Annotated in this window: 23 protein-coding genes, 1 tRNA gene and 1 other RNA gene; 17 read left to right on the top strand and 8 right to left on the bottom strand. The window is 72.0% G+C overall.

All coding sequences use genetic code 11. The annotated features are described in order from the left end of the window. Positions 1 to 18 precede the first annotated feature (18 nt). Positions 19 to 1,659 (top strand): ABC1 kinase family protein, encoded by a 1,641-nt coding sequence (locus AC3ENQ_RS07300; protein WP_431803337.1) that lies wholly within the window; start codon positions 19 to 21, stop codon positions 1,657 to 1,659. Between the two features lie 48 nt (positions 1,660 to 1,707). Here AC3ENQ_RS07300 and AC3ENQ_RS07305 read toward each other — a convergent pair whose 3' ends face one another. Both AC3ENQ_RS07305 and AC3ENQ_RS07310 read right to left on the bottom strand, forming a co-directional pair. After that, on the bottom strand, positions 1,708 to 2,568 hold the full coding sequence (locus tag AC3ENQ_RS07305; RefSeq protein WP_431803141.1) for an SDR family oxidoreductase: 861 nt from the start codon (positions 2,566 to 2,568) through the stop codon (positions 1,708 to 1,710). Between the two features lie 115 nt (positions 2,569 to 2,683). Beyond that, a complete protein-coding gene (locus AC3ENQ_RS07310; protein WP_431803339.1) occupies positions 2,684 to 3,352 on the bottom strand; it encodes an NADPH-dependent F420 reductase in 669 nt (222 codons plus the stop codon). 71 nt (positions 3,353 to 3,423) lie between these two features. On the opposite strand from AC3ENQ_RS07310, the gene AC3ENQ_RS07315 reads away from it, so the two are divergent. Beyond that, a complete protein-coding gene (locus tag AC3ENQ_RS07315; protein WP_431803143.1) occupies positions 3,424 to 4,716 on the top strand; it encodes a M18 family aminopeptidase in 1,293 nt (430 codons plus the stop codon). 34 nt (positions 4,717 to 4,750) lie between these two features. Here AC3ENQ_RS07315 and msrA read toward each other — a convergent pair whose 3' ends face one another. Continuing rightward, on the bottom strand, positions 4,751 to 5,287 hold the full coding sequence (msrA, locus tag AC3ENQ_RS07320; protein WP_431803145.1) for a peptide-methionine (S)-S-oxide reductase MsrA: 537 nt from the start codon (positions 5,285 to 5,287) through the stop codon (positions 4,751 to 4,753). Positions 5,288 to 5,562: 275 nt separating this feature from the next. Between msrA and AC3ENQ_RS07325 the strand changes: the two genes are divergently transcribed. Continuing rightward, positions 5,563 to 6,882, top strand: a complete 1,320-nt coding sequence (locus tag AC3ENQ_RS07325; RefSeq protein WP_431803147.1) for an MFS transporter — start codon at positions 5,563 to 5,565, stop codon at positions 6,880 to 6,882. A gap of 91 nt (positions 6,883 to 6,973) precedes the next feature. On the opposite strand, the gene AC3ENQ_RS07330 is transcribed toward AC3ENQ_RS07325, so the two are convergent. Beyond that, a complete protein-coding gene (locus AC3ENQ_RS07330) occupies positions 6,974 to 8,005 on the bottom strand; it encodes a lactonase family protein (RefSeq protein ID WP_431803149.1) in 1,032 nt (343 codons plus the stop codon). Between the two features lie 46 nt (positions 8,006 to 8,051). Here AC3ENQ_RS07330 and AC3ENQ_RS07335 point away from each other — a divergent pair, with 46 nt between their 5' ends. From AC3ENQ_RS07335 to AC3ENQ_RS07365, 7 genes are all read left to right on the top strand, one after another. Further along, entirely contained in the window at positions 8,052 to 8,492 is a 441-nt protein-coding gene (locus tag AC3ENQ_RS07335; protein WP_431803151.1) for a DUF3054 domain-containing protein, read from the top strand. Positions 8,493 to 8,518: 26 nt separating this feature from the next. Then, complete coding sequence (locus AC3ENQ_RS07340) at positions 8,519 to 9,208, top strand: SDR family oxidoreductase (protein ID WP_431803153.1); 690 nt, start codon at positions 8,519 to 8,521, stop codon at positions 9,206 to 9,208. Then, entirely contained in the window at positions 9,205 to 9,753 is a 549-nt protein-coding gene (locus tag AC3ENQ_RS07345; protein WP_431803155.1) for an NYN domain-containing protein, read from the top strand. Before AC3ENQ_RS07340 ends, AC3ENQ_RS07345 begins: the two co-directional genes overlap by 4 nt. A 10-nt stretch (positions 9,754 to 9,763) precedes the next feature. Further along, positions 9,764 to 10,639 (top strand): hypothetical protein, encoded by an 876-nt coding sequence (locus AC3ENQ_RS07350; RefSeq protein ID WP_431803157.1) that lies wholly within the window; start codon positions 9,764 to 9,766, stop codon positions 10,637 to 10,639. 113 nt (positions 10,640 to 10,752) lie between these two features. Further along, entirely contained in the window at positions 10,753 to 11,580 is an 828-nt protein-coding gene (locus AC3ENQ_RS07355; RefSeq protein WP_431803159.1) for an SDR family NAD(P)-dependent oxidoreductase, read from the top strand. Between the two features lie 81 nt (positions 11,581 to 11,661). Beyond that, complete coding sequence (locus tag AC3ENQ_RS07360; protein ID WP_431803161.1) at positions 11,662 to 11,895, top strand: FitA-like ribbon-helix-helix domain-containing protein; 234 nt, start codon at positions 11,662 to 11,664, stop codon at positions 11,893 to 11,895. Then, positions 11,879 to 12,301 (top strand): type II toxin-antitoxin system VapC family toxin, encoded by a 423-nt coding sequence (locus tag AC3ENQ_RS07365; RefSeq protein ID WP_431803163.1) that lies wholly within the window; start codon positions 11,879 to 11,881, stop codon positions 12,299 to 12,301. The genes AC3ENQ_RS07360 and AC3ENQ_RS07365 overlap by 17 nt, the downstream gene beginning before the upstream one ends. Here AC3ENQ_RS07365 and AC3ENQ_RS07370 read toward each other — a convergent pair. Continuing rightward, positions 12,279 to 13,208, bottom strand: coding sequence for an ATP-grasp domain-containing protein (locus AC3ENQ_RS07370; protein ID WP_431803165.1), 930 nt, complete (start codon positions 13,206 to 13,208; stop codon positions 12,279 to 12,281). The genes AC3ENQ_RS07365 and AC3ENQ_RS07370 overlap by 23 nt on opposite strands. A 188-nt stretch (positions 13,209 to 13,396) precedes the next feature. Between AC3ENQ_RS07370 and AC3ENQ_RS07375 the strand changes: the two genes are divergently transcribed. From AC3ENQ_RS07375 to AC3ENQ_RS07385, 3 genes are all read left to right on the top strand, one after another. Then, positions 13,397 to 14,077: an NUDIX hydrolase gene (locus tag AC3ENQ_RS07375; RefSeq protein ID WP_431803167.1), complete on the top strand. Its 681-nt coding sequence runs from the start codon at positions 13,397 to 13,399 to the stop codon at positions 14,075 to 14,077. Positions 14,078 to 14,160: 83 nt separating this feature from the next. Next, positions 14,161 to 14,252 (top strand) — tRNA-Ser (locus AC3ENQ_RS07380). Between the two features lie 361 nt (positions 14,253 to 14,613). Continuing rightward, complete coding sequence (locus AC3ENQ_RS07385) at positions 14,614 to 16,134, top strand: dicarboxylate/amino acid:cation symporter (protein ID WP_431803169.1); 1,521 nt, start codon at positions 14,614 to 14,616, stop codon at positions 16,132 to 16,134. A 238-nt stretch (positions 16,135 to 16,372) separates the two neighbouring features. On the opposite strand, the gene AC3ENQ_RS07390 is transcribed toward AC3ENQ_RS07385, so the two are convergent. The 3 genes from AC3ENQ_RS07390 to AC3ENQ_RS07400 are packed head-to-tail and all read right to left on the bottom strand — an operon-like array spanning position 16,373 to position 20,904. Beyond that, positions 16,373 to 18,685 carry a transglutaminase TgpA family protein gene (locus tag AC3ENQ_RS07390; RefSeq protein WP_431803171.1) on the bottom strand — a complete coding sequence of 771 codons (2,313 nt, stop codon included), beginning with the start codon at positions 18,683 to 18,685 and terminating at the stop codon, positions 16,373 to 16,375. After that, on the bottom strand, positions 18,672 to 19,916 hold the full coding sequence (locus AC3ENQ_RS07395; protein WP_431803173.1) for a DUF58 domain-containing protein: 1,245 nt from the start codon (positions 19,914 to 19,916) through the stop codon (positions 18,672 to 18,674). Before AC3ENQ_RS07395 ends, AC3ENQ_RS07390 begins: the two co-directional genes overlap by 14 nt. Positions 19,917 to 19,926: 10 nt before the next feature. Continuing rightward, the gene (locus tag AC3ENQ_RS07400; RefSeq protein WP_431803175.1) at positions 19,927 to 20,904 is read right to left on the bottom strand and encodes an AAA family ATPase; all 978 of its coding nucleotides are present in this window, start codon (positions 20,902 to 20,904) and stop codon (positions 19,927 to 19,929) included. 108 nt (positions 20,905 to 21,012) lie between these two features. Between AC3ENQ_RS07400 and ffs the strand changes: the two genes are divergently transcribed. The 4 genes from ffs to AC3ENQ_RS07420 all read left to right on the top strand — a co-directional run bounded on the left by ffs (position 21,013) and on the right by AC3ENQ_RS07420 (position 25,393). Next, an RNA gene (gene ffs / locus AC3ENQ_RS07405) (signal recognition particle sRNA small type) lies at positions 21,013 to 21,109 on the top strand. Between the two features lie 121 nt (positions 21,110 to 21,230). Then, positions 21,231 to 23,384 (top strand): phosphate acetyltransferase, encoded by a 2,154-nt coding sequence (gene pta, locus AC3ENQ_RS07410; protein ID WP_431803177.1) that lies wholly within the window; start codon positions 21,231 to 21,233, stop codon positions 23,382 to 23,384. Then, complete coding sequence (locus tag AC3ENQ_RS07415; protein ID WP_431803179.1) at positions 23,381 to 24,574, top strand: acetate/propionate family kinase; 1,194 nt, start codon at positions 23,381 to 23,383, stop codon at positions 24,572 to 24,574. Before pta ends, AC3ENQ_RS07415 begins: the two co-directional genes overlap by 4 nt. A 90-nt stretch (positions 24,575 to 24,664) precedes the next feature. After that, positions 24,665 to 25,393: an HAD family hydrolase gene (locus AC3ENQ_RS07420; protein WP_431803182.1), complete on the top strand. Its 729-nt coding sequence runs from the start codon at positions 24,665 to 24,667 to the stop codon at positions 25,391 to 25,393. Positions 25,394 to 25,401: the final 8 nt, after the last annotated feature.

Below are 25,401 nucleotides of genomic sequence, written 5' to 3' on the forward strand. Positions count from 1 at the left end.
CGGTTCGCCACCGGCGTCATGCTCCAGACGTGGTGGTTCGAGTTGCTGCTTCCGCGCATCGGGCTCGCCCGGTGGGCGGAGCGCGGCCGCTCGGCCCGCCTGCAGAAGATCGCGCGGCGCTTCCGCGTGCTCGCCGTCGAACTCGGCGGCCTCATGATCAAGGTCGGGCAGTTCATGTCCTCACGCCTCGACGTGCTGCCGCCCGAGGTCACGAGTGAACTCGAGCAGCTGCAGGACGAGGTGCCGCCAGTCGAATTCGACGAGATCCGCGCGCTCGCCGAGCGGGAACTCGGCGTGCCGCTTGCGCGTGCGTACGCGTGGGTCGACGAGACGCCGCTGGCTGCGGCATCCCTCGGTCAAGCGCACCGGACCCGCCTCGCCGCCGACGACGCCGCGATCGCCGGGTTCACCGACGTCGTCGTGAAGGTACAGCGCCCCGGCGTCGACGAGCTCGTCGAGATCGACCTCGCGGCGCTCCGGACGATCGGCGAGCGCCTCAGCCGCATCCGGTTCGTCGCCTCGCGGGTCGACGCGCCGGCGCTCGTCGAGGAGTTCGCCGTCACGAGCCGCGAAGAGGTCGACTACCTCCATGAAGGCGCGAACGCGGAGCGCTTCGCCGCGATGTACGCCGACGGCAGCCGCATCACGACCCCCGACGTCGCCTGGGAGCGGACGACGCGCCGCGTCCTCACCCTCTCGGACGTCACCGCCATCAAGATCGGCGATGTTGCGGCGTTGCGGGCTGCGGGCATCGATCCGCGTGCCGTCGCGCGCGCGTTCGCCGAGGCGATGTTCGATCAGCTGTTCGGCGGCGGGTTCTTCCACGCCGACCCGCACCCCGGGAACGTCTTCGTCACGCCCCACGCGGCGGATGCCGACGGGCGCGCGTGGTCGCTCACCTTCATCGATTTCGGGATGATGGGCGAGGTGCCGCCCGACCTCCGTTCGGGCCTGCGGCAGATCGTCATCGCCGTCTCCGCACGCGACGGGAAGGGGCTCGTCGACGGCATCCAGGAGATCGGCGTCCTCCTTCCGGGCGCCGACACGGCGGAGCTCGAGCGCGCGCTCACCGAGCTGTTCGCGCGGTTCGGCGGCATGGCGTTCGGCGACCTGCAGAACATCGACCCGCGCGAATACCGCGTGTTCGCCGACGAGTTCGGCGAGACCATCCGCGACCTCCCGGTGCAGCTGCCCGAGAACTTCCTCCTCATCACGCGGGCCGTCTCTCTCACGTCGGGAGTGTGCACGGCGCTCGACCCGGCGTTCAACGTGTGGGAGTCGGTCGAGCCTTTCGCGCAGAAGCTCCTGCGCGAAGAGAGCCGGAACGTCGTGGCGGATGCCGGACGCGGCGCCCTCTCGTACGCCCGGACGGTCGCGGCGCTGCCGACGCGGATCGACCACCTCATCGCCAAGATCGACCGCGGCGACCTCGCCGTCGAGACCCCGCAGATCGATCGGCGCCTGGAGAGCCTCGAGGGGATGCTCCGCCGCACGATCGCGACGGTCGCGTTCGCGGCGCTCCTCATCGCCGGCGCGCTGCTCTTCGCTTCGGCCCCGGCGCTCGCGGTCATCCTCATGATCGCGAGCGCCGTGCCGCTCGGCGCCGCGCTCTTCGGCGGCCGCCGCTCGCGCCGCCGGCGCCGTATCCCCCGCCGCTGACCGGGCGCCGCTGAGCAGCCGCACCCCCCGATGGGTGGGGTGCGGGCGTCAGCGGCCGAGCGCGGTGCGCAGCCCGTCGACGAACGGCGTCGTCGGGCGGCCGATGAGGCGGGCGAGGGTGCCGTCGGTGTCGGCGAGGACGCCGCCGCGGATGCCGTCGTCCATGCTCGCGACGAACTCCGCCGTCCCGGCGTCGAGACCGGCCCCGGCGAGCCCTGCGAGCAGGTCGTCGCGGGAGATCCGCACGTACGACACCTCACGCCCGAGGACCTCGCCTGCGGCCGCGGCGATGTCGTCGTACGAGACGGCGACGTCGCCGCCGAGCTCGTACACCTCGCCGATGTGGCCGTCGCCGAGGAGCACGACCGCCGCGGCATCCGCATAGTCCTTCCGTGCGGCGGCCGCGACGCGCGCATCGCCGACGGATGAGGTGATCACGCCGGACTGCTCCGCGCGCTGCACGTCGGCGGTGTAGTTCTCGATGTACCAGTCGTTCCGGAGGATGACCGCCGGCAGGCCGCTTTCGGCGATCGCCTCTTCGGTCGCCTTGTGCTCGGCGCCGAGCGGCCAGTCGAACGTCGTCGCCTTCGAGACGCTCGTGTAGACGAACTTCGAGACGCCGGCCGCAGCCGCCGCGTCGATGACGTTCTTGTGCCCCGCGTAGCGCTTGCCGGGCTCGGATGCCGAGATCAGCAGCACGCTGTCGACGCCGTCGAGCGCCGCCGCGATGGTCTCCGGGTCGTTGTAGTCGAGGGCGACCGTGCGGACGCCGCGCTCGGCGAGGTCGGCGAGCTTGTCGACGCTGCGTCCGCCCGCGACGATGTCGGATGCGGGGGCGCTGCGCTCGAGGAGGGCGTCGACGACGAGGTGTCCGAGGTGGCCCGAGGCTCCGGTGACGAGGATGGTCATGATGGTTCCTTCCGATCGGTGATCCGATGAAGGCAACCTCGGGCAGGGCGCGCGGCATTCCGGCCGCCGCACAGCTTCTGCGTCAGCGCGCGCTGGATGTCGAGCGGACGCCCCGTCAGCGCTCGGCGCGCGCGAGGTTCTCGCGCAGCTCGTCGGCATCCTGCCGCACGACGTACGCGGGGCGGTCGCGCTCCACCCGCCAGCTCTCGGCGACCGAGCCGATGTCGACGGTGTCGAATCCGAACTGATCGTAGACCTCGGCGGCGAGCGCCGCCGCGTCGGCGTGGTCGCTCGCGATCGCGAGGGCGCGACGCCCCGGCGTGCCGGCGGGGGAGCCGGTCGTGAGGATGTCGCCGGCCATGATGTGGTTGAACGCCTTCACCACGCGGCTCGTGCGCAGGTGCTCCTGCACGAGCCCCGTCGTCGTCGCCCGATTCTCGTCGAGCGCGGCGATGTGCCCATCGCGCTCCCAGTAGTAGTTGTTGGTGTCGAGCACGATCTTGCCGGCGAGGGGCTCGACCGGCACTTCCTCGAGCGCCTTCAGCGGCACGGTGACGATCGCCCAGTCGGCGGCGTCGGCCGCCTCGTGCGCGGTCGCGGCACGGACGTGATCGCCGAGGCGCGCGACGAGGTCCGCGAGCGTCTCCGGCCCGCGGGAGTTCGCGATCACGACGTCGTAGCCGCGGTCTGCGAGACCCTCCGCGAGGGTGCTGCCGATGTGTCCTGCTCCGATGATTCCCACAGTCGTCATGGGGTCTGCGAACGACGCCGAGGCGCAGGACATTCCCACCCGGCGCATTCCCGCCCGCCTCTTGCGCCGTGCCGATCGCGGGTGGCGACGCCTACGCTGGAAGGGTGACCGCCACCGCCGACATCGCCCCCGACAACCTCGCTCACGCCGACGACCTCGCCGACGTCGTCGCCGCTTCGCCGTCGAGCTTCCACGCGGCATCCACCGTCGCCGCGCGGTTGGCGGATGCCGGATTCACGCCGCTCGACGAGACCGAGCCCTGGTCGGTCACCCCCGGGGCGAAGCAGCTCGTCGTCCGCGACGGTGCGGTGATCGCGTGGATCGTGCCGACGTCGGCGACGGCCGAGACCGCCTTCCACATCTTCGGCGCGCACAGCGACTCGCCGGCGTTCAAGCTGAAGCCCAAGCCCACCACCGGGCGCCTCGGCTGGCTGCAGGCGGGCGTCGAGATCTACGGCGGGCCGCTCCTGAACTCCTGGCTCGACCGCGAGCTGCGCCTCGCCGGCCGCCTCGCGCTCGACGACGGCACCGAGGTGCTCGCGGCGACCGGCGCCCTCCTGCGGCTGCCGCAGCTCGCGATCCACCTCGACCGCGAGGCGAACGACCGTCTCGCTCTCGACAAGCAGGCGCAGACGCAGCCGGTGTGGGGTCTGGGCGACGCGGCATCCGCCGATCTCCTCGCCGAGGTGGCGGCCTCCGCCGGCGTGGATGCCGCCCGCATCCGCGGGTACGACCTCGTGACAGCCGATGCGGCGCGAGGCGTCGTGTTCGGCAAGGACGATGCGTTCTTCGCGTCGGGGCGCCTCGACGACCTCGCCTCGGTGCACGCCGGGCTCGTCGCCCTCGAAGCCGCCGGCACGGATGCCCCGCACATCGCGATGCTCGCCGTGTTCGACCACGAGGAGGTCGGGTCGGGCACCCGGTCGGGCGCGGCGGGGCCGTTCCTCTCCGATGTGGTGGAGCGCATCCAGCTCGGCCTCGGCGCCGATCGCGACCAGCAGCTGCGCGCGCTGGCGGCGTCGTGGTGCGTCTCGAGCGACGTGGGCCACTCGGTGCATCCGAACTACCCGCAGAAGCACGACCCCGTCGTCCGGCCGGTGCTCGGCTCGGGCCCCATCCTCAAGATCAACGCGAATCAGCGCTACGCGACGGATGCCGCCGGCGCCGCCGCCTGGCACGGCTGGTGCGACACCGCCGGCGTCGTGTCGCAGGAGTTCGTCTCGAACAACGCCGTGCCGTGCGGGTCGACGATCGGCCCCATCACCGCGACGCGGATCGGGATCCGGACCGTCGACGTCGGCATCCCGATCCTGTCGATGCACTCGGCGCGCGAGCTCGCCGGCACCGCCGACCTCGTCGCGCTGACGCGCGTCGCCGCGGCGTTCTTCGCCGACTGAGCCGTTCGCGGTCGCTGGGCGAGTCGCGACCCGCTCAGACCTCGGCGCGCTTGGGCAGCACCCACCCGGCCCGAGGGAAGTGGCACGTGTAGCCGTTCGGGATTCGCTGCAGGTAGTCCTGGTGCTCGGGCTCGGCCTCCCAGAAGGGGCCGGCGGGCTCGATCGTCGTGACGGCCGGGCCGGGCCACAGGCCCGAGGCATCCACATCGGCGATCGTGTCGCGCGCGACGCGCTCCTGCTCCTCGCTGAGCGGGAAGATCGCCGAACGGTAGCTCGTGCCGATGTCGTTGCCCTGGCGGTTCAGCGTCGACGGGTCGTGGATCTGGAAGAAGAACGCCAGGAGGTCGCGGTACGTCGTCTGGGTGGGGTCGAAGACGATCTCGACCGCCTCGGCGTGACCCGGGTGGTTCCGGTACGTCGCGTGCGCGTTGGTGCCTCCGGTATAGCCGACGCGCGTGTCGAGCACGCCCGGCTGGCGGCGGATGAGGTCCTCCATGCCCCAGAAGCATCCGCCGGCGAGGACCGCGGTCTCGGTCCCGGGGGTCTGCGTGATGGTGCCGTCGTCGCTCATGATGTCTCCTTCGTGTCGAACGGTGAAGCCGTCGTGCGGGCCGTGGGTACGCCCTCACACACACCCAACACCCGCACCCCCGATTCTGGTCCCTCGTGAACCTCACAGGACGCTGAGAGCCGGTCCGCGGTAGAATGGATGCCTCCGCAGCGCCCCTCCGCGACCCGCTCTTCGATGATCGCGGCGAGAACCACCGGCCCTGCGAGGTGCATCTACCGGCTCGATTCCCGAGATACGGCGGCACGTGAACAACGAGCCGAATCTCGGAGGAGTACGTGGACACCACCCGCACCGCCACCATCGACGTGCCGCCGCACGACACCCGCACCCGTGACGCGCGGCCCCGCCGGCGCACCCTGATCCAGCACACGGGCTGGGCATACTGGCCGATCGCCTTCATCGCGCGGCTGCCGTTCGCGATGATGACCGTCGGCGTCCTCATGCTCGTCGTCGCCGAGACGCGCTCCGTCGGCCTCGGCGGACTCACCTCCGCCGCCGTCGGGGTCGGTGTCGTCGTCGCGGGCCCGGTCATCGGCGACCTCGTCGACCGGCACGGACAGCGGCGCGTGCTCGTGCCGGTCGGTCTCGCCAACGGCATCCTCCTGGCCCTCTTCCCGCTGATCGTGATGGGAGGGATGCCGGAAGGTGCGGTCCTCGGCGCGGCCCTCGCCATCGGGCTGACCGCCCCGCAGGCCGCCGCGATGAGCCGCAGCCGGCTGCTCACGATCATCGGCTCGCGTCTTGATCCCGAGCGCCGCGGCGTCACGACGACCCGCATCATGTCGTACGAGTCGGCCGCCGACGAGACCGCGTTCGTCATCGGTCCGTTCCTCGTCGGCATCCTGGCCGCCGTCATCGCGCCGTGGGCGCCGATCGCCATCGCCGCGGTGCTCAGCTTCGGATTCGTGACGGCGTTCGCCCTGCACCCGACCGCGCGCGTGCGGCCGATCGTCGGCGATGCCGCCGCCGAGCGCGCCCCGATCCGCGCCGTCTTCTCGACGCGGATCCTCATTCTCGTTGGCGCGACGTTCGGCGTCGGCATGTTCTTCGGCGGCACGCTCACCTCGCTCACCGCGTTCGCGCAGGCGCAGGGTGACGAGGCGCGCGCCGGGCTCCTCTACGGACTCATGGGGATCGGGTCGGCCGTCCTCGCGCTCGGCGTCGTGCTGCTGCCGGCGCGCTTCGCGGCGCGGTGGCGGTGGATCCTCTTCTCGCTCGTGTTGACCCTCGCCGCCGTCGGATACACGAGTGCGCACGACTTCTCGTCGGTCATGGTGTGGTTGCTGGTCATGGGTCTCGGCGTCGGGCCGAACCTCGTGACGCTCTTCTCGCTCGCCGGCGAGCGCGCTCCCGCGGGCCGCGCCGCGACGACGATGACGCTCCTCGGGTCGGCGCTCACCCTCGCGCAGGCGCTGACGTCGGCCGTCGTCGGCTGGGTCGCCGAGGAGGTCTCGCTCGCCGCCGCGATGGCCGTGCCCGCCCTCGCCGGCGTCATCGTGCTGTGCCTCGGCATCCTGAACGCCGCCGCCTCGCGCCGCGCTCCCGCCGCCTCGGTCCCCCCTACCTCCCGCGAGACCGCGCAGATGTCACGATAAACGCGCGGGAAGCGTACATCTGCGCGGTCTCGCGGGCGGTGACGGCGCGGCAGCGCGCCGCGCGTCGCGCGCAGCGCGCCGCGCATCGGCGTCAGACGAAGCGCACCCAGTTCGCGCCGCGGCCGGTCTCGGCGCGCTGGAGCAGCGTCAGGCCCTCGTCGCCGACGGCGTAGAGGGAGACCGTCGTCGTCTTCTCGCCCGCCGCGACGAGGAAGCGTCCGTCGGCGCTCAGCGCGAACCCGCGCGGCTGCTGCTCGGTGACGGTGAAGACCTCGGCGTGTCGCAGTTCGCCGTCCGCGGCGATGTCGAGCGAGGCCAGAGTGGACTCCGTCCGCTCGGATGCCCAGAGCCGGTCGCCGGAACGGTGCAGGTCCGCGCCCCAGATGTAGTGGTGGGCGAGCGGATCGGCGCCGAACCGGCTGTGGCCGAGCCCGGCCGAGGTGTCGAACGCGGTCGCCGCGTCGAGATAGGTCAACGCACCCTCGATCGGGTCGCGCCGGTAGCGGAGCACCTCGCCCGAGAACTCGGTCAGCACGTACACGCAGCCGTGATCGTCGTCGATCACGAGGTGGCGCGGGCCGCTGCCCTGCGGCGCGGAGACGGTCGGCTCGGCAAGCGGGACCAGCTCGAGATCGTCGCCGAGCGTGTACTGCGCGACGAGGTCGGCGCCGAGCGAGACGAAGTACGCGAAGCGCCCGTCGGGGCTCGGGAGCACGGAGTGCAGGTTCGGGTACGAGATGCGTGAGACGGGTCCTCCGACCGAGCCGTCCGCGACGCGGCAGCTGATGCCGTACCCTCCGCCGTAGCTCGCACCCAGCAGCGCCGTGCCGCCGCGCGCGAGCGCGAGGTAGTTCATGCCTCCGGCGGGCAGATCGAGGCGCGACGACGGCGTCAGTTCGCCGCTCTCGCGGTCGAGCGAGAGCGTCACGATGCCCGCCGGCTCACCCTTCACGGCGGCGTAGACGAGGTTCCGCTCGGCATCCACCGCGAACGTCGAGCACCCCGTCAGCCCGTCGGTCACCGCGATCCGCTCCAGCCCGGAGCCGTCGAATCGGAAGGTCGAGATCGACCCGTCGCCGGCGTTGGCCACGAGCACGAGGGAGGAGGCGGGAGAGGCGGTCATTCCTCCAGCGTAGGCCGGGGAGCCGTGGGCGGGGGAGGATGGGGGCATGCCTCGGGAATCGACCGCCACCGGCTCCACCCGTTCCGCCCCGATCCCGATCGTGTCCGTCGCGATCGTGGTCGACGCGCTCCTCGTCGTCGCGTTCGCGGCGACGGGCCGGGCGAGCCACGATTCCGACGTCCTGTCGGGGCTCGCGGGGACGGCGTGGCCATTCCTCACGGGGCTCGCCGTCGGCTGGCTCATGACGCGTGCCTGGCGCGCCCCGCTCGCCCCCGTCCGGTCGGGGATCCCGATCTGGCTGTGGACGCTCGTGATCGGCATGCTGCTGCGCGCGGCGTCGGGGCAGGGCACGGCGCTGCCGTTCGTGCTGGTCGCTGCGGGCGTGCTCTTCGCCCTTCTCGTCGGCTGGCGGGCGATCGTCGCGCTCGTCCGCACGCTGCGGGGGCGCCGGGCCGGGACCTCCCCACGTGCCCGCCCGCAGCCGTAGGCTCGGGGAAACGAAAGGGGACCCCCATGGCCCGCATCCTGATCATCGGAGGACACGGCAAGGTGGCCCTGCTCCTCGAGCCGCTCCTGGTCGCCGCGGGGCACGAGGTCTCCGCCGTCATCCGGAGGCCCGAGCAGGCCGCCGAGGTCGCCGACACCGGTGCGACCCCGCTCGTCGCCGACATCACGGCCGGCGATGTCGAAGCGCTCGCCGAGCTGTTCGACGGGCAGGAGGTCATCGTGTGGTCGGCGGGCGCGGGCGGCGGAAGCGCCGAGCGCACGTACGCCGTCGACCGCGATGCCGCGATCCGGTCGATGGATGCCGCGGCCGCCGCCGGTGCGCGCCGGTACGTCATGGTCTCGTACTTCGGCGCCGGGCCCGATCACGGCGTCGACCCGAGCGACGCGTTCTACGCGTACGCCGAGGCGAAGACCGCCGCCGATGCGCACCTGCGCGAGACCGCGCTCGACTGGACGATCCTCCAGCCCTCCTCCCTCACCCTCGATCCGCCGACCGGCCTCATCAACGTCGACGACGAGCGCGGCTCGCACGTGCCGCGCGCCGACGTGGCGGCCGTCATCGCGGCATCCATCGCCGAACCGACGACCATCGGCAAGACGATCCGGTTCAACACCGGCGACCTCCCGATCGCGCAGGCGCTGAGAGCCGCAGGTGGAGCCGACGGTGGGGCCGCGAGCGGGGCGGAGCGCGCGTGACCGGCACCACCTGGGTGCTCGTCGACGGCGAGAACATCGACGCGACGCTCGGCAGCTCGATCCTCGGGCGCCGCCCGCAGCCCGATGAGCGCCCCCGCTGGGACCGTGTGCTCTCGTTCATCGCGGGCCGCTGGAACCAGGACGCGCAGGGGCTCTTCTTCCTGAACGCGTCGACGAACCTGCCGATGCCGTTCATCCAGGCGCTTCTCGCCCTCGGCTACCAGCCGATCCCGCTGTCGGGCGAGACCGACGAGAAGGTCGTCGACATCGCGATCCAGCGGACGCTCCGTGCGCTCCGCGACCGCGGCGGCGACGTCGTGCTCGTGAGCCACGACGGCGACTTCGTCGATGACGTCGGAGCACTCCTCGACGGGCGACGCGTCGGAGTCATGGGGTTCGCCGAGTTTCGCAACGCGGCGTTCTCGGAGCTTCCCGGCATCCAGTTCTTCGATCTGGAGTACGACGTGCACGCGTTCGATACGCCGCTGCCGCGCGTGCGGGTCATCCCGATCGACGAGTTCGACCCGACGCAGTTCCTGCGCTGACGGGCCTGCCGTGCCCGGGGACCGGACGACGCCGTCGACGTCGCTGCAGCGGACGTACCGGTACCTGCGGCTCGCGATCGCGGGGGCGGTCGTCGTCGTCTTCACGGCGGTCGGGGTCGCGATGCCCGCGGTGGGAATCCTGCCGTCGCTCAGCCACTACTACTACACGTCGGCGAACACGATGTTCGTCGGGGCGCTGCTGACGGTGTCGGTGTGCTTCTTCGCGCTGTCGGGTCGCGGTGTGGAGCGAGCGTTGCTGGATGCCGCGGCGGTCGTCGCCCCGCTCGTCGCGATCGTGCCGACGGTCATCGCGCCGGGCTCGGTGCCCGGCATCTCGGAAGGGTGCCCGGACGGGGCCGAGGTGTGCATCCCCGTCGCGTTCGACGCGGGCGTCGACAACGGCGTCGTGACCTACCTCGTCGTGGCGTCGGTCGTCGTCGTGATCGCTCTCGCGCTCCTCGCCGCGGGGGAGGTGGAGCGGGCGGGGACGGCGCTGTCGCTCGGCGTCGCGGTCGTCGTGCTCGCGGCGGTGTGGCTGACATGGTGGCTCGCTCGTGACGCGTTCCTCCGCTGGGCGCACGTCGCGGCGGCGGTCGGGTTCTTCGCGCTCATCGGCGCGGTTGCGGTCGTCAACGCGATCGCGCCCGAGGTGCGCTCGGGCCCGCCGTGGCTGCGCGCGTCGTACGTCGCGATCGCCGTGGCGCTCGCGCTCGTCGTCGTCGGGATGCCGCTGTACGGCAGCCTGCACGTCCGCGCCCCGGGTGGCGACGTCTACGGGGTGTTCGTCGGCGAGGTGCTCGCGCTGCTCCTCTTTGCGGCATTCTGGGTGCTGCAGTCGGTGCAGTACTGGCGGGCCGACGACCCCGCGATCATCGCGCGGGGCTGAGTCGCGCGCTGACGAGCGGCTCTCCCGGCCGCCCCGCGAGCGCAGCGAGTCGACACGCCCGACGGAACCGTGACCCCGGTGCATCGCCACCGTCGGCGGGGTAGTCTCGCCCGATGGCGAAGACGATCATCATCACGGGCGCGAGCGACGGCATCGGGGCGGCCGCGGCACGGCAGCTGCACGCGGCGGGGGAGCGGGTGGTGGTCGTCGGGCGCAACCCCGACAAGACCGCCGTCGCCGCCGAACCCCTCGGCCTCGACTGGCACCTCGCCGACTACACCCATCTCGATCAGGTGCGCGAGCTCGCCGCAACGCTCCTCGACCGATACGAACGGATCGATGTGCTGGCCAACAACGCCGGCGGCATCTTCGGCGAACGCGAGGTCACGGCCGACGGCTTCGAGAAGACCTTCCAGGTGAACCACCTCGGCGGATTCCTCCTGACGAACCTCCTCCGCGAGAGGTTGATCGCGAGCGAGGCATCCGTCATCCAGACCTCCTCCATCGCGGCACAGCGCTTCTCGAAGTTCGACATCGACGATCTGCAGGGCGAGCGGCACTTCTCGGCCTCGAACGCTTACGGCAACGCGAAGCTCGAGAACATCCTCTTCACGAAGGAGCTCGCCCGCCGCTACGACGGCGACGGTCTCTCCGCCGTCGCGTTCCACCCCGGCGCGATCGCGTCGAGCTTCGCGTCTGGCTCGAGCGGCGCGTGGCACTGGCTGTACACGAATCCGCTGGCCTCGAAGCTCCTCACGAGCGTCGAGGTGGGCGGCGCGCGCCTCGGCTGGCTCGCGCTCGGCACGCCCGGCGTCGACTGGCAGCAGGGCGGCTACTACGCGCGGAACCGCCCGGCCCGCACGAGCCCTCTCGCCGCCGACCCGCTCCTCGCCCGGCGGCTGTGGGAGCGCAGCGCCGAGATGGTCGGGCTCTCGGACTGAGGCCCGCGAGGGCGGGGATGAGCGGGGAGCGGCTCGCATAATGTGCATGCATAATGCATGCATCGGCGTTAGGATGCCGGGATGGCGGTGACGATCACAGTACGCAACGTGCCCGACGACGTGCGGGACGAACTCGCAGCACGCGCCGCGCGGTCAGGCCGGTCACTGCAGGAGTACCTCTCGGCAGAGCTGCACCGGCTCGCCACGACCCCCAGCGCGGCCGAGGCGATCGCGCGTGCCCGGCTCAACGCGCAGTCGTACCCCTCGATCCCGATGATCGACATCGTGGATGCCGCGCGTGTCGACCGGCCCTGAACCGGCCGAACTCGTCGTCGTCGACGCGTCGATCGTCGTGGCGCTCGTCGCGACGCGCGCCGGTGATACGCGAGCGCTCGCCGAGCGACTCGACGGGTGCCTCCTGCACGCGCCCACGCACCTCGCGGTCGAGGTCGACAGCGCGCTGCGCGGGCTCGAGCGCGGGAGACGCCTCACTCAGGCTCAGGCGGAGGCCGCGCGCGCCCAGGCCGCAGGGCTGCCGATCGACCTGTGGTCGTGGTCGCTCGTCGCGGACCGGGCGTGGGACCTGCGCCACGTCTTGACGTCCTACGACGCGGGATACGTGGCGCTCGCCGAGCGCCTGGGCGCCACGCTCCTCACCGGCGACGCGCGTCTCGCGCGGTCCGGCGTCGTCCGGTGCCCTATCGAGGTCGCGCCGCAGTAGCTCGGGCCGGCGCGGTCGCCGCCGCGGCGAGGATCCCGCGCACCACGGCATCCGTCGCCTCGGGGGCGACGTGCAGGTTGAGCGCGGGCTCCGCGAGCTCGACTTCGAGCAGGCACAGTCCGTGCACGGCGGAATCGATCGTGTCGACGCGGGCGTAGAGGGGCATGTCGCCACCCGTCACCTCGCGGACGGCGCGCAGCACGTCCGACGCGAACGCGCGCTCGACGGCGGACGCCGTGACCGGATCGGGATTCTCGATGTAGACCCCGCCGCGGAAGCCCCCGCCGTGGGCGAGGAGCGCGCCCTTCGCGATCGCGTGCGTGAAGGCTCCGTCGATCGCGTAGAGCGCCTTCTCGTGGCCCGCCGACAGCTCGGCGATCTCCGGCTGGACCATCGCGACGCCGCCGCTGTCGACGATCCGCGCCGCGAGGGCGAGCGCCGCCGGGTCGTCGGCGTCGAAGAGGCCCGTGTCGCGGGCTCCCGCGGAGACGGCGGGCTTCACGACGACGCGCTCGTGGCGCGAGATCGCGCGGGCGGCGGCATCCTGCGTCGTCGCATAGTCCGTCGGGACGATGCGGATGCCGGCGGATTCGAGCTCGGCGAGGTAGTGCTTGTCGAGGTTCCAGCGCATGGTCGCGGGGTCGTTCACGACGCGGGTCGCCGCCTCGGCGCGGCCGAGCCACGCGTGGAACTCGTCGGTGCGTTCCGGATAGTCCCACGGCGAGCGGAGGACAAGGAGATCGAACGCCGCGAGATCGACGTCCGCGTCGTGCCAGACGACGGCCTCGGCGTCCGCGCCGGCACCGCGGAGCGCGTCGACGAGGATCGGGGTGTCGTGGTCGGGGTCGTCGTCGGCGTAGACGTCGGTCACGACGATGCCGATGCGCGGCGGGGCTGCGGTGGTCACGGCATCCACGCTACCGAGCACCACCGACACGGGCCGCCGCGGCCGCGTGGTGACCCACCCCATCCGGCTTGACACGGCGCAAGACGGGCGGCGAAGGTGAGGGGACAGGTCGACACGCGAGGAGGACGGATGCCGCAGGAGAGTCTCCCGAGGTCGACGCAGCGGCGCGGTCGGGTGACCCGCACACCGTGAGCGGCGCCCGCGAAGAACTCGCCGCGCTCGCCGCCTCGCCCGACCCGTGGGACGAGCGGCTCCGCGCCCTCCCGGTCGGTGAGGATCCGCGCGCGGCGGCGGTGCTCATGCTGTTCGGGACGCTCGACCGCGTGCCGAGCGAGCGTGAGGCGCAGGATGCCGCGGTCTCCCGCGACCTCGACGTGCTGCTCCTCGCCCGGGCCACGACCCTCCGCGCGCACCCCGGGCAGATCGCCTTCCCCGGCGGACGGCTCGACCCGGGCGACGACGGTCCTGTCGACGCAGCCCTCCGCGAGGCGGTGGAGGAGACGGGGCTCGACCCGCGCGGCGTCGAGGTGCTCGGCGCCCTGCCCGACGTTCCGCTCGAGCGCTCGGGCCACCTCGTGACCCCGGTGCTCGCGTGGTGGCGGCATCCCTCGCCCGTCCGGGTCGTCGACGTCGCCGAGTCGGCCGAGGTGTTCCGCGTGCCGGTCGCCGATCTCCTCGACCCGCGTCATCGCGGCGTGACCGTGATCCGCGACCGCGGGCGCGAGTTCCGTGGCCCCGCGTTCGAGATCGGCGACCGCCTGCTGTGGGGGTTCACCGCGATTCTCCTCGACGGCCTGTTCACGCGTCTCGGCTGGACCGAGCCGTGGGACGACACCCGCGAGCTCGCCCTCGCCTGGCAGCCCCGCTGACTGCGCCGGGGGATGCCAGGGGAGGAGGTGACGACGACGGCGCCCGCACGGGCGCGCACGCGGCCGATGATAGGATCGTCGGCGGAAGTGTGTCCGAGCGGCCTAAGGAGCATGGCTGGAATCCATGTAGGCGGGGTAACTCGCCTCGCAGGTTCAAATCCTGTCACTTCCGCCACGAAGGGCCCCCGCTGCGGCGGGGGCCCTTTTCGTTTTCGTCGGCGCAGATCGCGGTCTCGACCGGGATAGTCGGCGCATATCGCGGCATCCCATCACGGACACGACGATTCGCGCCGACATTCCCCTGCCGCCTTCGACCGCTTCTCGCACTCAGGTTTCTCCCGCAGGTTTTCTCCCGCGCCGGGAATGGTGCCCGCGCATCGCGGGTTGTCATTCCCCGTCACATGCGCCTGGCGCGCGTGTGACGCGACGTAGCGTCGAAGGACGCCCGCCCCCGCGGGTGGCCCCCATCGCGGCATCCGCCGCACGCCCCACCACCGGCACGGCCCTCACCGCCGCCGCACAGGAGACACCCCCTCATGAGTTCCACCCCCACCGCCGCGCCCGCGCGCGGACCGAAGAGCACGACAGCGAAGAGTGCGACGCCGAAGAAGAAGCCGTTCTACCGGTCGTTCGGGTTCCAGATCACGGTCGCGCTCATCGCCGGCATCCTGCTCGGTATCCTCGCGCTGAACCTCGGACCGGATGCCGAGGGCAACCCGAACGGTCTCACCGCGACGCTGAGCACCATCGGCAACGGCTACGTCACGCTGCTGAAGGCCGCGGTCGTGCCGCTCATCTTCCTCGCGATCGTCGCGAGCATCACGCAGCTGCGGAACGTCACCAACGCTGCCCGTCTCGCCGGTCAGACACTCCTGTGGTTCGGGATCACGGCGCTCATCGCGGTGACGATCGGCATCGCGCTCGGCGTCACGATCCAGCCCGGCAACCGCGTCGGGCAGGGCGAGCTCGCCCCGGACGACCCGTACGCCGTCGGCACCTGGTGGAACTTCCTCAAGGGCCTCATCCCGCAGAACTTCCTCGGTCTCACCGTGTCCAGCTCGCAGGATGCCGCGACCGGCGCGATCTCCTCGACGGTCGGGTTCAACATCCTGCAGGTCATCGTCGTCTCGGTGGCCGTCGGCATCGCGGCGCTCAAGCTCGGCCGCCGCGCCGAGCCGTTCGTCGCGTTCACGCAGTCGAGCCTCAAGATCGTCCAGCGCGTGCTGTGGTGGATCATCCGCATCGCCCCGATCGGGACGCTGGGCCTCATCGGCGCGGCGATCGTGAACTACGGCACCGACAAGCTGCTGACCCTCATTTGGTTCGCCGTCGCCGTGTACATCGGCCTCGCGCTCGTGATCTTCGTCGTCTACCCCACGCTCGTGAAGGTGCACGGCCTCTCGATCCGCCAGTACTTCTCGGGCGTGTGGCCCGCGGTGCAGCTCGCGTTCGTCTCGCGCTCGTCGATCGGCACGCTCCCCCTCACCCAGCGCGTCACGGAGCGGAACCTCGGCGTGCCGCGCGAGTACGCCTCGTTCGCCGTGCCGCTCGGTGCGACGACGAAGATGGACGGCTGCGCCGCGATCTACCCCGCGATCGCCGCGATCTTCGTCGCGCAGTTCTATGGCGTCGAGCTGAACATCGTGTCGTACCTGCTGATCGCGCTCGTCTCGGTCGTCGGCTCGGCCGCGACCGCCGGCACCACCGGCGCGGTCGTCATGCTGACGCTCACCCTCTCGACCCTCGGCTTGCCCCTTGAGGGCGTGGGCCTGCTCCTCGCGATCGACCCGATCCTCGACATGGGCCGCACGGCGGTCAACGTCGCGGGCCAGGCGCTCGTGCCCGCGATCGTCGCGAAGCGCGAAGGAATCCTGAACCTGGACCTCTACAACGCGCCGCGCGACGGCGAGCCGTTCGCCGACGACTCCGGCGACGACGAGGCCGAGGTGCTCGCGACGGTCCCGGTGGCGGAGCGCGCAGAGATCCGCGCGGAGATCGCGGCCGCGGCCCAGGATGCCGTGGACGACGGCATCCGCACGGAGTCCGTCCGCCCCTGACCGGGGGCGGTCTGTCTTTCCTCTCGCGACGGCGGGGGTGTCCCTCCGGGGTCGCCCCCGCCGTCGGCGTTCCCCTGTTCGCCGGCCGCGCCGCAGCGATTGTCGGCGGACCTCGTCGTCACCTCAGGAGACGGGGGCGCAAACTGCGGCATCCCGGGGGTGGATGCCGCCGTTCGCGCCCACTATTCGCCGCCCGGCGCCGCACCACCCGCAACCCCCGCACCCCCACTCCCGGAGCTCAGGCCGTCGCGTCGCGGTCGGCGAGCGCCGACCCGGGCCGCACCACGAGCGACCGGGGCGCGAGGCGCGCGCGCACGCGCCCCGCGGTGTCGAGCTGGGCGAACATCGCCCGGCGGATCGTCTCGGCGTCCGCGATCGCCTGAGCGGCGCGCGCCCGGGCGCCCTCGTCCGTGCGCCGCGTCTCACCCGCCGCGCGGGCGTAGTTGACGTGCTCCATGGCAGCGACCAGGCGCGACGTCTCGGCGGCGGGCGCCCCCCACTGCCCGGTGAGCAGAGCGCCGAAGACACGGGGCGACGCCGCGGCACCCACCGGAGCGCCGAGGTCGATCGCGGCGTCCTGCACGATCCGCCACGCCGCCCCGACCGTGCCGCGCCGCCGCAGCACACGGCGCCGCGCGAGGCCTACGAGCCCGGGAACGCTCACGATCAGCACGATCGCGGCGGCGAGCGCGAGCTGCGGGCGCGGGTCGACGCGCTGGGCTGTCGCGCCCGCGGCGTCGTTCGGGCGGTCTTCGGGTGCGTCGGCGGGCCGCGACGCCTCCGACGTCGGCACGGGCGCCGTGGGGGTCGGGGTCGCCGCCTCGCCCGGGGCGTCCTCCGACGCGGTCGCGGCGCTCGAGAACCGCGTCGCGAAGCCGAGGCTCTTCGTCGGCTCGAACGCGACCCAGCCGATCCCGGCGAAGTTCACCTCGGGCCAGGCGTGCAGCTGAGAGGTCGTCACCTGGGCGACCTGCTGCCCGTCGACCGTGTCGCCGGTGCGCTCGCCGGGGAGGAAGCCGACGACGATGCGCGAGGGCATCCCGAGGGTCCGCGCCATGAGGGCGAACGCGCCGGCGTAGTGGATGCAGTACCCCTCCTTCTCCTGGAGGAACGCGGCGACGGCATCCACGCCGGTGTCGTCGAATCCCTCCTCGACGGGGGCGGTGAGCGAGTACGTGAACTCCGACCCGCGGAACCAGCTCTGCAGCGCGATGAGCTTGTCGTAGTCGGTCGCGGCGTCGGCGGTCACCTCGCGCGCGAGGTCGCCGATGATCGCGGGGGTCCCCTCCGGCACGGCGTACACGTCGATCCGGTCTTCGTCGATCGTCGCCGACGACGCGCGGATCTGCTCCAGCGTGGGCTGGGCGACCTGCGCGGTGACGGCGTACTCCTGCCCTTCCGAGCTGGTGTTCGCGCTGAGGATCGTGCGGCTGTACGGCACCGACCGCCACATCCCCTCGAGCCCGTCGACCGCGACGGCAGGGTACGGGATCGGCAGGTACATCGAGGAGAGCTGCGACACCGCGACCGTCGTCCGGTACTCCTCGAGACGGATGCCGTCGCCCACCGCGACCGGCTCGAGCGTGGAGTCATCGAGGGGCACCGACCGCATCCGGTCCGGCATCCACACCTCTCCGTCGAACATCGACAGCGTCGTGACGCGCAGGTAGGGCAGCTGGGGCGCATCGCTGCGCATGGTGAGGACGGGCAGGTCCTCGCGCCGGCGCAGGTCGTTTCCGAGGTCGAGGGAGGGGTCGATGCGCGCGGCGACGCCGGGGCCGATCGCCGCGACGGTGGGAGCGGGCAGGGTCGGGGCGATCACGAGCGCTCCGACGATCGCGACCGCCCCGATAGCGGTCGCGACCGCGCCGACGCCCGCCCTGCCCGGTCCGGCGGTGGGAGTCTCGCGCGTGCGGTTCTCGGCACGGATGAGGAAGAGGAGGGATGCCGCGAGCAGCGCGAACAGAGCGACGTCGACGCCGGCGGGGACGGAGATCGCGGGGATCAGCCAGACGGCGATGAGGGCTGCGCCCGCAAGGAGCGGCATCCGCGCCGTCAGGACGACGTGGTCGAGGGCGACGGCGAGAAGGCCCACACCCGCGACGATGACGAAGGAGATGGCGTCCGTCGCCGCGATCGGTGCGATGCCCTGGAGGATTTCGTCCGAGGCCGTCTGCACGGCGAGCGGCACCTGCGCGAGGACGCCGCCGGTGGGAAGGAATCCGAAGAGCGCCTGGCCGGAGAAGAAGCCCACTGTCACGCCGATCGCCCAGACGGCCACCTGCACGAGGGTCACCGCGACCGCCGGCATCCGTCGCCGCCGCAGGACGAAGCCCACGGCGAGGGTCACCGCGGTGAGGGCGGCGACGCCGGGAATCCACGCGCCCGGCTCGACGACGCGCAGCAGCGGGGGGAGCGTGACCATGATCGCGAGCCACAGCGCGAACGTCAGGCGGGCCTCGCCGCGGGCGCGACCGACCGCGGCGGACGGAGGCGTCGACCGAGGCGTCGAGCGAGGCGTCGACCGAGGCGTCGACTCAGGCTTCGACACGGTGGGCCCCCCGATCCACGAGCACGCTCCACACGGCGCCCGAATCGTCCTCGCCGCTCAGGGCGACAGCGCGCCACCCCGCGCCCGTCAGTCGCTCGAGTGACCGGTGCTCCGGGGCGAGCGCGATGAGGAGGGGCAGGGCGCTGTGGTGCGCGAGCGGCGCCAGCACCGCCGCGTCGGCGTCGCCCAGGGCGCCGGTGATCACGACGACCGGACCGGCAGACACCCCCGCGAACAGCGCGACGAGCGCGTTCGGCGCCGCGTCGCCGTGGGCCGTGACGGTCGCGAGGTCGATGGCGAGCTGCTCCACGGCGACGGCGTCGCCGCCGGCGATCGGGTCGGCGAGAGGCATCCCGTCGCCGCTGCGCACCGTGACGACGTAACCCTCCTGGACGAGACGCGCCGCCGCCGAGACGCACAGCGACACGGCCGTCTCGAAGTCGGGGTCCGCGCCGGGGCTCCGCGACGCGTCGTCGTCCCAGCGGGCGCGGGCGGTGTCGAGGATCACCGTCGCCTCGGGGGTCGTCTCCTGCTCTTCCTGCCGCACCATGAGCTGGTCCCGGTGCGCGCTCGCCCGCCAGTGGATGCGGCGCATGGAGTCGCCGGGCACGTAGACGCGGGGGATGAGATTGTCGGATCCCTGGCCGAGCTGGTCGGTCGCCGTGTGCATCGAGCCGCCCGCCTCGCCCGGCTGTTCGACGAGGGGCCCGAGGTCGATGATCTGGGGGGTGATCGTGAGCGGGAGGGGGCGTCCGATCGTGTGCCGACGCCGGGCGAAGCCGAACGGGTCGGACGCGACGACCGACAGTGGCCCGATCAGGCGGACACCGCGCCGCTCTGCCGTCACCGTGTAACCGAGCTCGACCGCCTCGCCGCCCGAGCGCATGCTCGACCCTGTCGCCGGGAACACCCCGAACGCGTCCCCGCTCACCCCGTCGGGCACGGCGTCGTGCCACCGACCCTGCGCGGCGGGGATCGGTGAGCGCGTCTTCACGCGCAGCCGCACATCGACCTCGCTGCCGGCCGACGCGACGTCGGGGTGGAAGGCGCGCGCGACGGTCTCCGTGCGCCGCGCGAGCGCGAGCGCGATGAGGCTCGCGGCGACCGCCGAGAGCAGCAGCACGCCGATGAAGATCAGCTCGATGATGCGGAACGCGTGCGCCGCGACGAAGCACCCGATCGCGAGCGCGACCGCCCCCGTTCCTCGGGGGGTCAGCGGCCAGCGGGACATCGTCGTTCTCTCAGCGGGTCGCGAGGGGAACCCGCACCGAGCCGACGATACTCCGCAGCACCGTCGAGATCGCGTCGGCGCTCGAGCGCGCGCGGGTGGTGGCGGCGCTGCGCGCGGCGATCAGGCGGTGCGCGAAGACCGGTTCGACGAGAGTGGCGACGTCGTCGGGGATGACGAACTCGCGCCCGTCGAGGGCGGCCCACACCTTCGCGGCGCGGATGAGCTGGAGGGTCGCGCGCGGGCTCGCGCCCAGGCGCAGGTCGGGATGTTCGCGCGTGGCACGGGCGAGCGCGACGGTGTACTCCTCGACGGCGGGGGAGACGTGGACGCCCCGAGCCCAGGCGATCAGGCCGCGCACGCCGTCGGCGTCGATCACGGGGGCGAGCGCGTCGAGCGGGTTGACCACGTCGCGCTGGCGCAGCATGAGCGCTTCGTTCTGGGCATCCGGGTAGCCCATGGAGATGCGGATCATGAAACGGTCGCGCTGCGCCTCGGGAAGCGCATAGGTGCCCTCCATCTCGAGGGGGTTCTGCGTCGCGACGACGAGGAAGGGGTCCTCCAGCAGGTGCGACGTGCCGTCGACGGTCACCTGGCGCTCCTCCATCGCCTCGAGAAGCGCCGACTGGGTCTTGGGGGAGGAGCGGTTGATCTCGTCGGCGATGACGATGTGCGCGAAGATCGCGCCGGGTTTGAACTCGAACTCGCGGTCGACCGGGTTGTAGACGCTCATCCCTGTGACGTCGCCCGGCAGCAGGTCGGGCGTGAACTGGATGCGGCGGACGGTCGCATGGACGGATGCCGCGAGCGCCCGCGCCAGCATCGTCTTTCCGACCCCGGGGACGTCCTCGATGAGCAGGTGCCCCTCGGCGAGGAGGCACACGAGGGCTGCGCGGACGGCCGCGGGCTTTCCGTCGATCACCCGCGCGACCGACGCGATCACGGCGTCGGTGGAGCGGGCGAACTCTTCGGCGGTGGTCGGCTCCGGCATGCGGGGGTCGTCTCCCGAGGTAGAGGGCGATGCCGCGTCGTCGCGGCGCTGGTGCGTCGATGCTAACCCCGGGCGGCACGGGGCGGCTCGGATGTCGGGTAAACTCCTAGAAGCTCTCCGCGAGGCGGCATCCAGGCCAACTCCCCCAGGACGGAAACGTAGCAAGGGTAACCAGGCTCTGCCGGGTTCGCGGAGAGTCTTACTTTTCTCCGGGTCCTTCCCCGGAGTGCTTCCCCGGAGTCCTTCCTGGAGCGGCCCCGCGTCGGCCGCGATTACTCCCGGTGCATGCCTGGCCGCACCGCGCACCGCGCCCGTAGGCTGGCGGGGTGGCACGCAGCATCTACATCACCTCGACCGAGGGCTTGTCGGGCAAGTCCACCATCGTGCTGGGCGTCATCGACGCCCTGACCCGCTCGATCCCGCGGGTCGGCGTCTTCCGCTCCATCGCGCGCTCGACCGACGAGCGCGACTACGTCCTCGAGATGCTCCTCGACCACGTCGGCGTCGACCTGACATACGAGGAGTGCGTCGGCGTCACATACGACGAGGTGCGGCGCGATGCGGATGCCGCGATGTCGAAGATCGTGGAGCGGTTCAAAGCCGTCGAGGCCAAGTGCGACGCGGTCGTCATCGTCGGCAGCGACTTCACCGACGTCGGCACGACGAGCGAGCTCGGCTACAACGCCAGGATCGCCGCGAACCTCGGCGCCCCCGTCCTCGTCGTCCTGAACGGCCGCGCGGGGGAGGGCGACCGGCTGGGCGTGAGCGTCGCGCGGACCCCCGAGCAGCTCGGCCAGGTGATGGAGCTCGCCCTCACCGACATCACCGGCCAGCGCGCGGAGCTGTTCGCGGTCATCACGAACCGCGCCGACCCCGAGCGCCTTGACGAGATCAACGCGGCGGTCGGCGAGGTCGTCGCCACGGCCCCCGCCGTCGACGGCACGCGCGAGGCCCCCGTCGGGGTCTGGGCGATCCCCGAGGACGTCTTCCTCATGGCGCCGTCGGTGCGCGACCTCATGCTGAGCCTCGACGGCCGGCTGCTGCGGGGGGACGAGAGCCTCCTGAACCGCGAGGTCCTCGACGTCGTCGTCGCGGGGATGTCGCTCAACAACATCCTCCCGCGCCTGGCCGAGGGAGCGATCGTGATCGTCCCCGCCGACCGCACCGAAGTGCTGCTGGGCCTCCTCCTCGCCAACTCCTCGGGCACGTTCCCGTCGATCTCGGGCATCATCCTCAACGGACCCTTCCCGCTGCCGTCGGTCGTCGAGACGCTCATGGTCGGGCTCGACTCGCCGCTGCCGATCGTGCAGACCGATCTCGACACGTACGACACCGCGGTACGCGTGATGGGCACCCGCGGCCGCCTCACCGCCTCGTCGCAGCGCCGTCAGGACACGGCGGTCACCCTCTTCGAGCAGAACGTCGACACCGACGAGCTCACGCGCTCGCTGGGCCTCGCCCACTCGGCCGTCGTGACGCCGCTGATGTTCGAGTATCAGCTGCTCGAGCGTGCCCGCACGTCGCGCAAGCGCATCGTCCTGCCCGAAGGGAACGACGACCGCGTGCTGAAGGCGGCGGCCACCGTCCTCGCCCGCGGCATCGCCGACCTCACGATCCTCGGCGAGGAGAGCGAGGTGCGCGGCCGCGCCGTCGAACTGGGCCTCGATCTGTCCGCCGCGACAGTCATGAGCCCCTTCGACCCGAAGACGGTCGACCGGTTCGCGCGCGAGTACGCCGAGCTCCGCAAGCACAAGGGCGTCACGTACGAGAAGGCCGCCGACACCGTGACCGACGTGTCGTACTTCGGCACGATGATGGTGCACCTGGGCCTCGCCGACGGCATGGTCTCGGGCGCCGCGCACACGACGGCCCACACGATCCGTCCGGCGTTCGAGATCATCAAGACCCGTCCGGGCGTCTCCGTCGTCTCGAGCGTCTTCCTCATGGCGCTCGCCGACCGCGTGCTCGTCTACGGCGACTGCGCCGTCATCCCCGACCCGACCGCGGGCCAGCTCTCCGACATCGCGATCTCGTCCGCAGCGACGGCGCAGCAGTTCGGCATCCAGCCCCGCATCGCGATGCTGTCGTACTCGACGGGCGAGTCGGGCACCGGCGAAGACGTCGACAAGGTGCGCGAGGCGACGGCGCTCGTGCGCGAGCGGGCGCCGGAGCTCCTCGTCGAGGGACCGATCCAGTACGACGCGGCGGCGGATGCCGCGGTCGCGCGCACCAAGATGCCCGATTCCCAGGTCGCGGGCCGCGCGACGGTCTTCGTCTTCCCCGACCTCAACACCGGCAACAACACCTACAAGGCGGTGCAGCGCTCCGCGGGGGCGATCGCGATGGGGCCGGTCCTCCAGGGCCTCAACAAGCCCATCAACGACCTGTCGCGCGGCGCGCTCGTCGACGACATCGTCAACACGATCGCGATCACTGCGATCCAAGCGCAGTCGACGGGAACCGAGGGAGCCTCCGCATGAGCGTCGTCCTGGTCATCAACAGCGGCTCTTCGTCATTCAAGTACCAGCTGATCGAGGTGGAGACCGCCGAGGCCCTGGCCTCCGGTCTCGTCGAGCGCATCGGCGAGCCGATCGGCGCCTCGAAGCACAAGACGGCGGAGGGCTCCTTCACGGCCGAGGTCCCGATCCCCGACCACACGGCGGGATTCCAGGTGATGCTCGACGCGTTCGCCGAGCACGGGCCGTCGCTCGAGGCCCTCGCCCCCGTCGCGGTCGGCCACCGCGTCGTCCAGGGCGGCGCGCGCTTCTTCGAGCCGACGCTCATCACGCCGCTCGTCGAGATCAACATCGACGAGCTGTCGCTGCTCGCGCCGCTCCACAACCCCGGCGCGCTGCAGGGCATCAAGGCGGCGCGGGCGGCCTTCCCCGACGTGCCGCACGTCGCCGTGTTCGACAGCGCGTTCCACCAGAGCATGCCCCCCGCGGCATACACCTACGCGATCGATCGCGACGTCGCCGAGAAGCACCGCATCCGCCGCTACGGCTTCCACGGAACGAGCCACAAGTACGTCAGCGAAGAGGCCGCACGCTTCCTCGGACGTCCGCTCGCCGGGCTCAGACAGATCGTGCTGCACCTCGGCAACGGCGCGTCGGCGACCGCGATCGACGGCGGCAGATCCGTCGACACCTCGATGGGCCTGACCCCGCTCCAGGGCCTCGTCATGGGAACGCGCTCGGGCGATCTCGATCCGTCGGTGCTCCTCGTCCTCGCGCAGCGCGAGGGATGGTCGCCCGTGGAGCTCGACCGGTTCCTCAACACGCGCAGCGGCATGCTCGGTCTCGCGGGGGCGAGCGACATGCGCGACGTCGAGGAGCGCCACGAGGCGGGGGATGCCGACGCCACGCTCGCCTTCGACGTGTACATCCACCGGCTGCGGGCGTACATCGGCGCGTACCTGGCACAGCTGGGCGGCGTCGACGTGATCTCGTTCACGGCGGGCGTCGGCGAGAACTCGCCGCTCGTGCGCCGGGCGGCCACCGAGACGCTCGGGTTCGCCGGCATCCACCTCGACCCCGCTCGGAACGAGGCCCGCGAGCGCGGCACGCGCGTCATCTCGACGGATGACTCGCCCGTGACGGTCCTCGTCGTCCCGACGAACGAAGAGCTCGAGATCGCCCGCCAGACCCTCGAGGTGGCGCGCACGCAGTGACGGGGGCGCGCACGCCGTGACGCGGGCGTGCACGCCGTGACGGGGGCCGGGCGATACACGCCGGACACACCTCGCGACTACGCTTGCAGGGTGACCGCTGAGCTTCCCGACCTCACGACCTACGACGGTGTGCTCTTCGACCTCGACGGAGTGCTGACGCCGACCGCCGAGGTGCACATGCACGCCTGGCGGACGATGTTCACCGAACTGTTCGCACAGTGGGACATCCCCCCGCCCTACACCGACGACGACTACTACCGGTACCTCGACGGCAAACAGCGCTACGAGGGCGTCGCGAGCCTCCTGCGCTCGCGCGACGTCGAGGTACCGTGGGGTGATCCGTCCGATCCGCCGACTGCCGACACGGTATGCGGCATCGGCAACCGCAAGAACGAGGTGTTCTCGTCTGTCCTGCGGACCGAGGGCATCGCCCCGTACCCGGGCTCCCTCGCGCTCATCCAGCAGCTGCACGGCGCCGGCACCCCGATCGGCGTCGTCTCGAGCTCCAAGAACGCCGAAGAGGTGCTGACCGCCGCCGGCATCCGCGCCTACTTCCCCGTCGTCATGGACGGCGTCGTCGCCGCCCGCGAGCAGCTCCGCTCCAAGCCCGCGCCGGACATGTTCCTCGAGGGTGCCCGCATGCTGGGCGTCGACCCGACCCGCGGTGCGGCATTCGAAGACGCCCACTCCGGTGTCGCCTCGGCGGCCGCGGCGGGCTACGCGCTCGTCGTCGGCGTCGACCGCGGCGCCGGCGCGCAGGCCCTCCTCGATCTCGGCGCGAACATCGTCGTCAACGACCTCGGCGCGTTCGTCGCATGATCCGGGCA

This window comes from Microbacterium sp. bgisy203, assembly GCF_057706945.1.

Excerpts from the sequence above, each read along its gene's own strand:
- AC3ENQ_RS07300 (WP_431803337.1), top strand. The coding sequence starts at position 19 with ATGCTCCAGACGTGGTGGTTCGAGTTGCTGCTTCCGCGCATCGGGCTC.
- AC3ENQ_RS07305 (WP_431803141.1), bottom strand. The coding sequence starts at position 2,568 with ATGACCATCCTCGTCACCGGAGCCTCGGGCCACCTCGGACACCTCGTC.
- AC3ENQ_RS07310 (WP_431803339.1), bottom strand. The coding sequence starts at position 3,352 with ATGTCCTGCGCCTCGGCGTCGTTCGCAGACCCCATGACGACTGTGGGA.
- msrA (WP_431803145.1), bottom strand. The coding sequence starts at position 5,287 with ATGAGCGACGACGGCACCATCACGCAGACCCCCGGGACCGAGACCGCG.
- AC3ENQ_RS07330 (WP_431803149.1), bottom strand. The coding sequence starts at position 8,005 with ATGACCGCCTCTCCCGCCTCCTCCCTCGTGCTCGTGGCCAACGCCGGC.
- AC3ENQ_RS07335 (WP_431803151.1), top strand. The coding sequence starts at position 8,052 with ATGCCTCGGGAATCGACCGCCACCGGCTCCACCCGTTCCGCCCCGATC.
- AC3ENQ_RS07340 (WP_431803153.1), top strand. The coding sequence starts at position 8,519 with ATGGCCCGCATCCTGATCATCGGAGGACACGGCAAGGTGGCCCTGCTC.
- AC3ENQ_RS07355 (WP_431803159.1), top strand. The coding sequence starts at position 10,753 with ATGGCGAAGACGATCATCATCACGGGCGCGAGCGACGGCATCGGGGCG.
- AC3ENQ_RS07360 (WP_431803161.1), top strand. The coding sequence starts at position 11,662 with ATGGCGGTGACGATCACAGTACGCAACGTGCCCGACGACGTGCGGGAC.
- AC3ENQ_RS07385 (WP_431803169.1), top strand. The coding sequence starts at position 14,614 with ATGAGTTCCACCCCCACCGCCGCGCCCGCGCGCGGACCGAAGAGCACG.
- AC3ENQ_RS07395 (WP_431803173.1), bottom strand. The coding sequence starts at position 19,916 with ATGTCCCGCTGGCCGCTGACCCCCCGAGGAACGGGGGCGGTCGCGCTC.
- AC3ENQ_RS07400 (WP_431803175.1), bottom strand. The coding sequence starts at position 20,904 with ATGCCGGAGCCGACCACCGCCGAAGAGTTCGCCCGCTCCACCGACGCC.
- AC3ENQ_RS07415 (WP_431803179.1), top strand. The coding sequence starts at position 23,381 with ATGAGCGTCGTCCTGGTCATCAACAGCGGCTCTTCGTCATTCAAGTAC.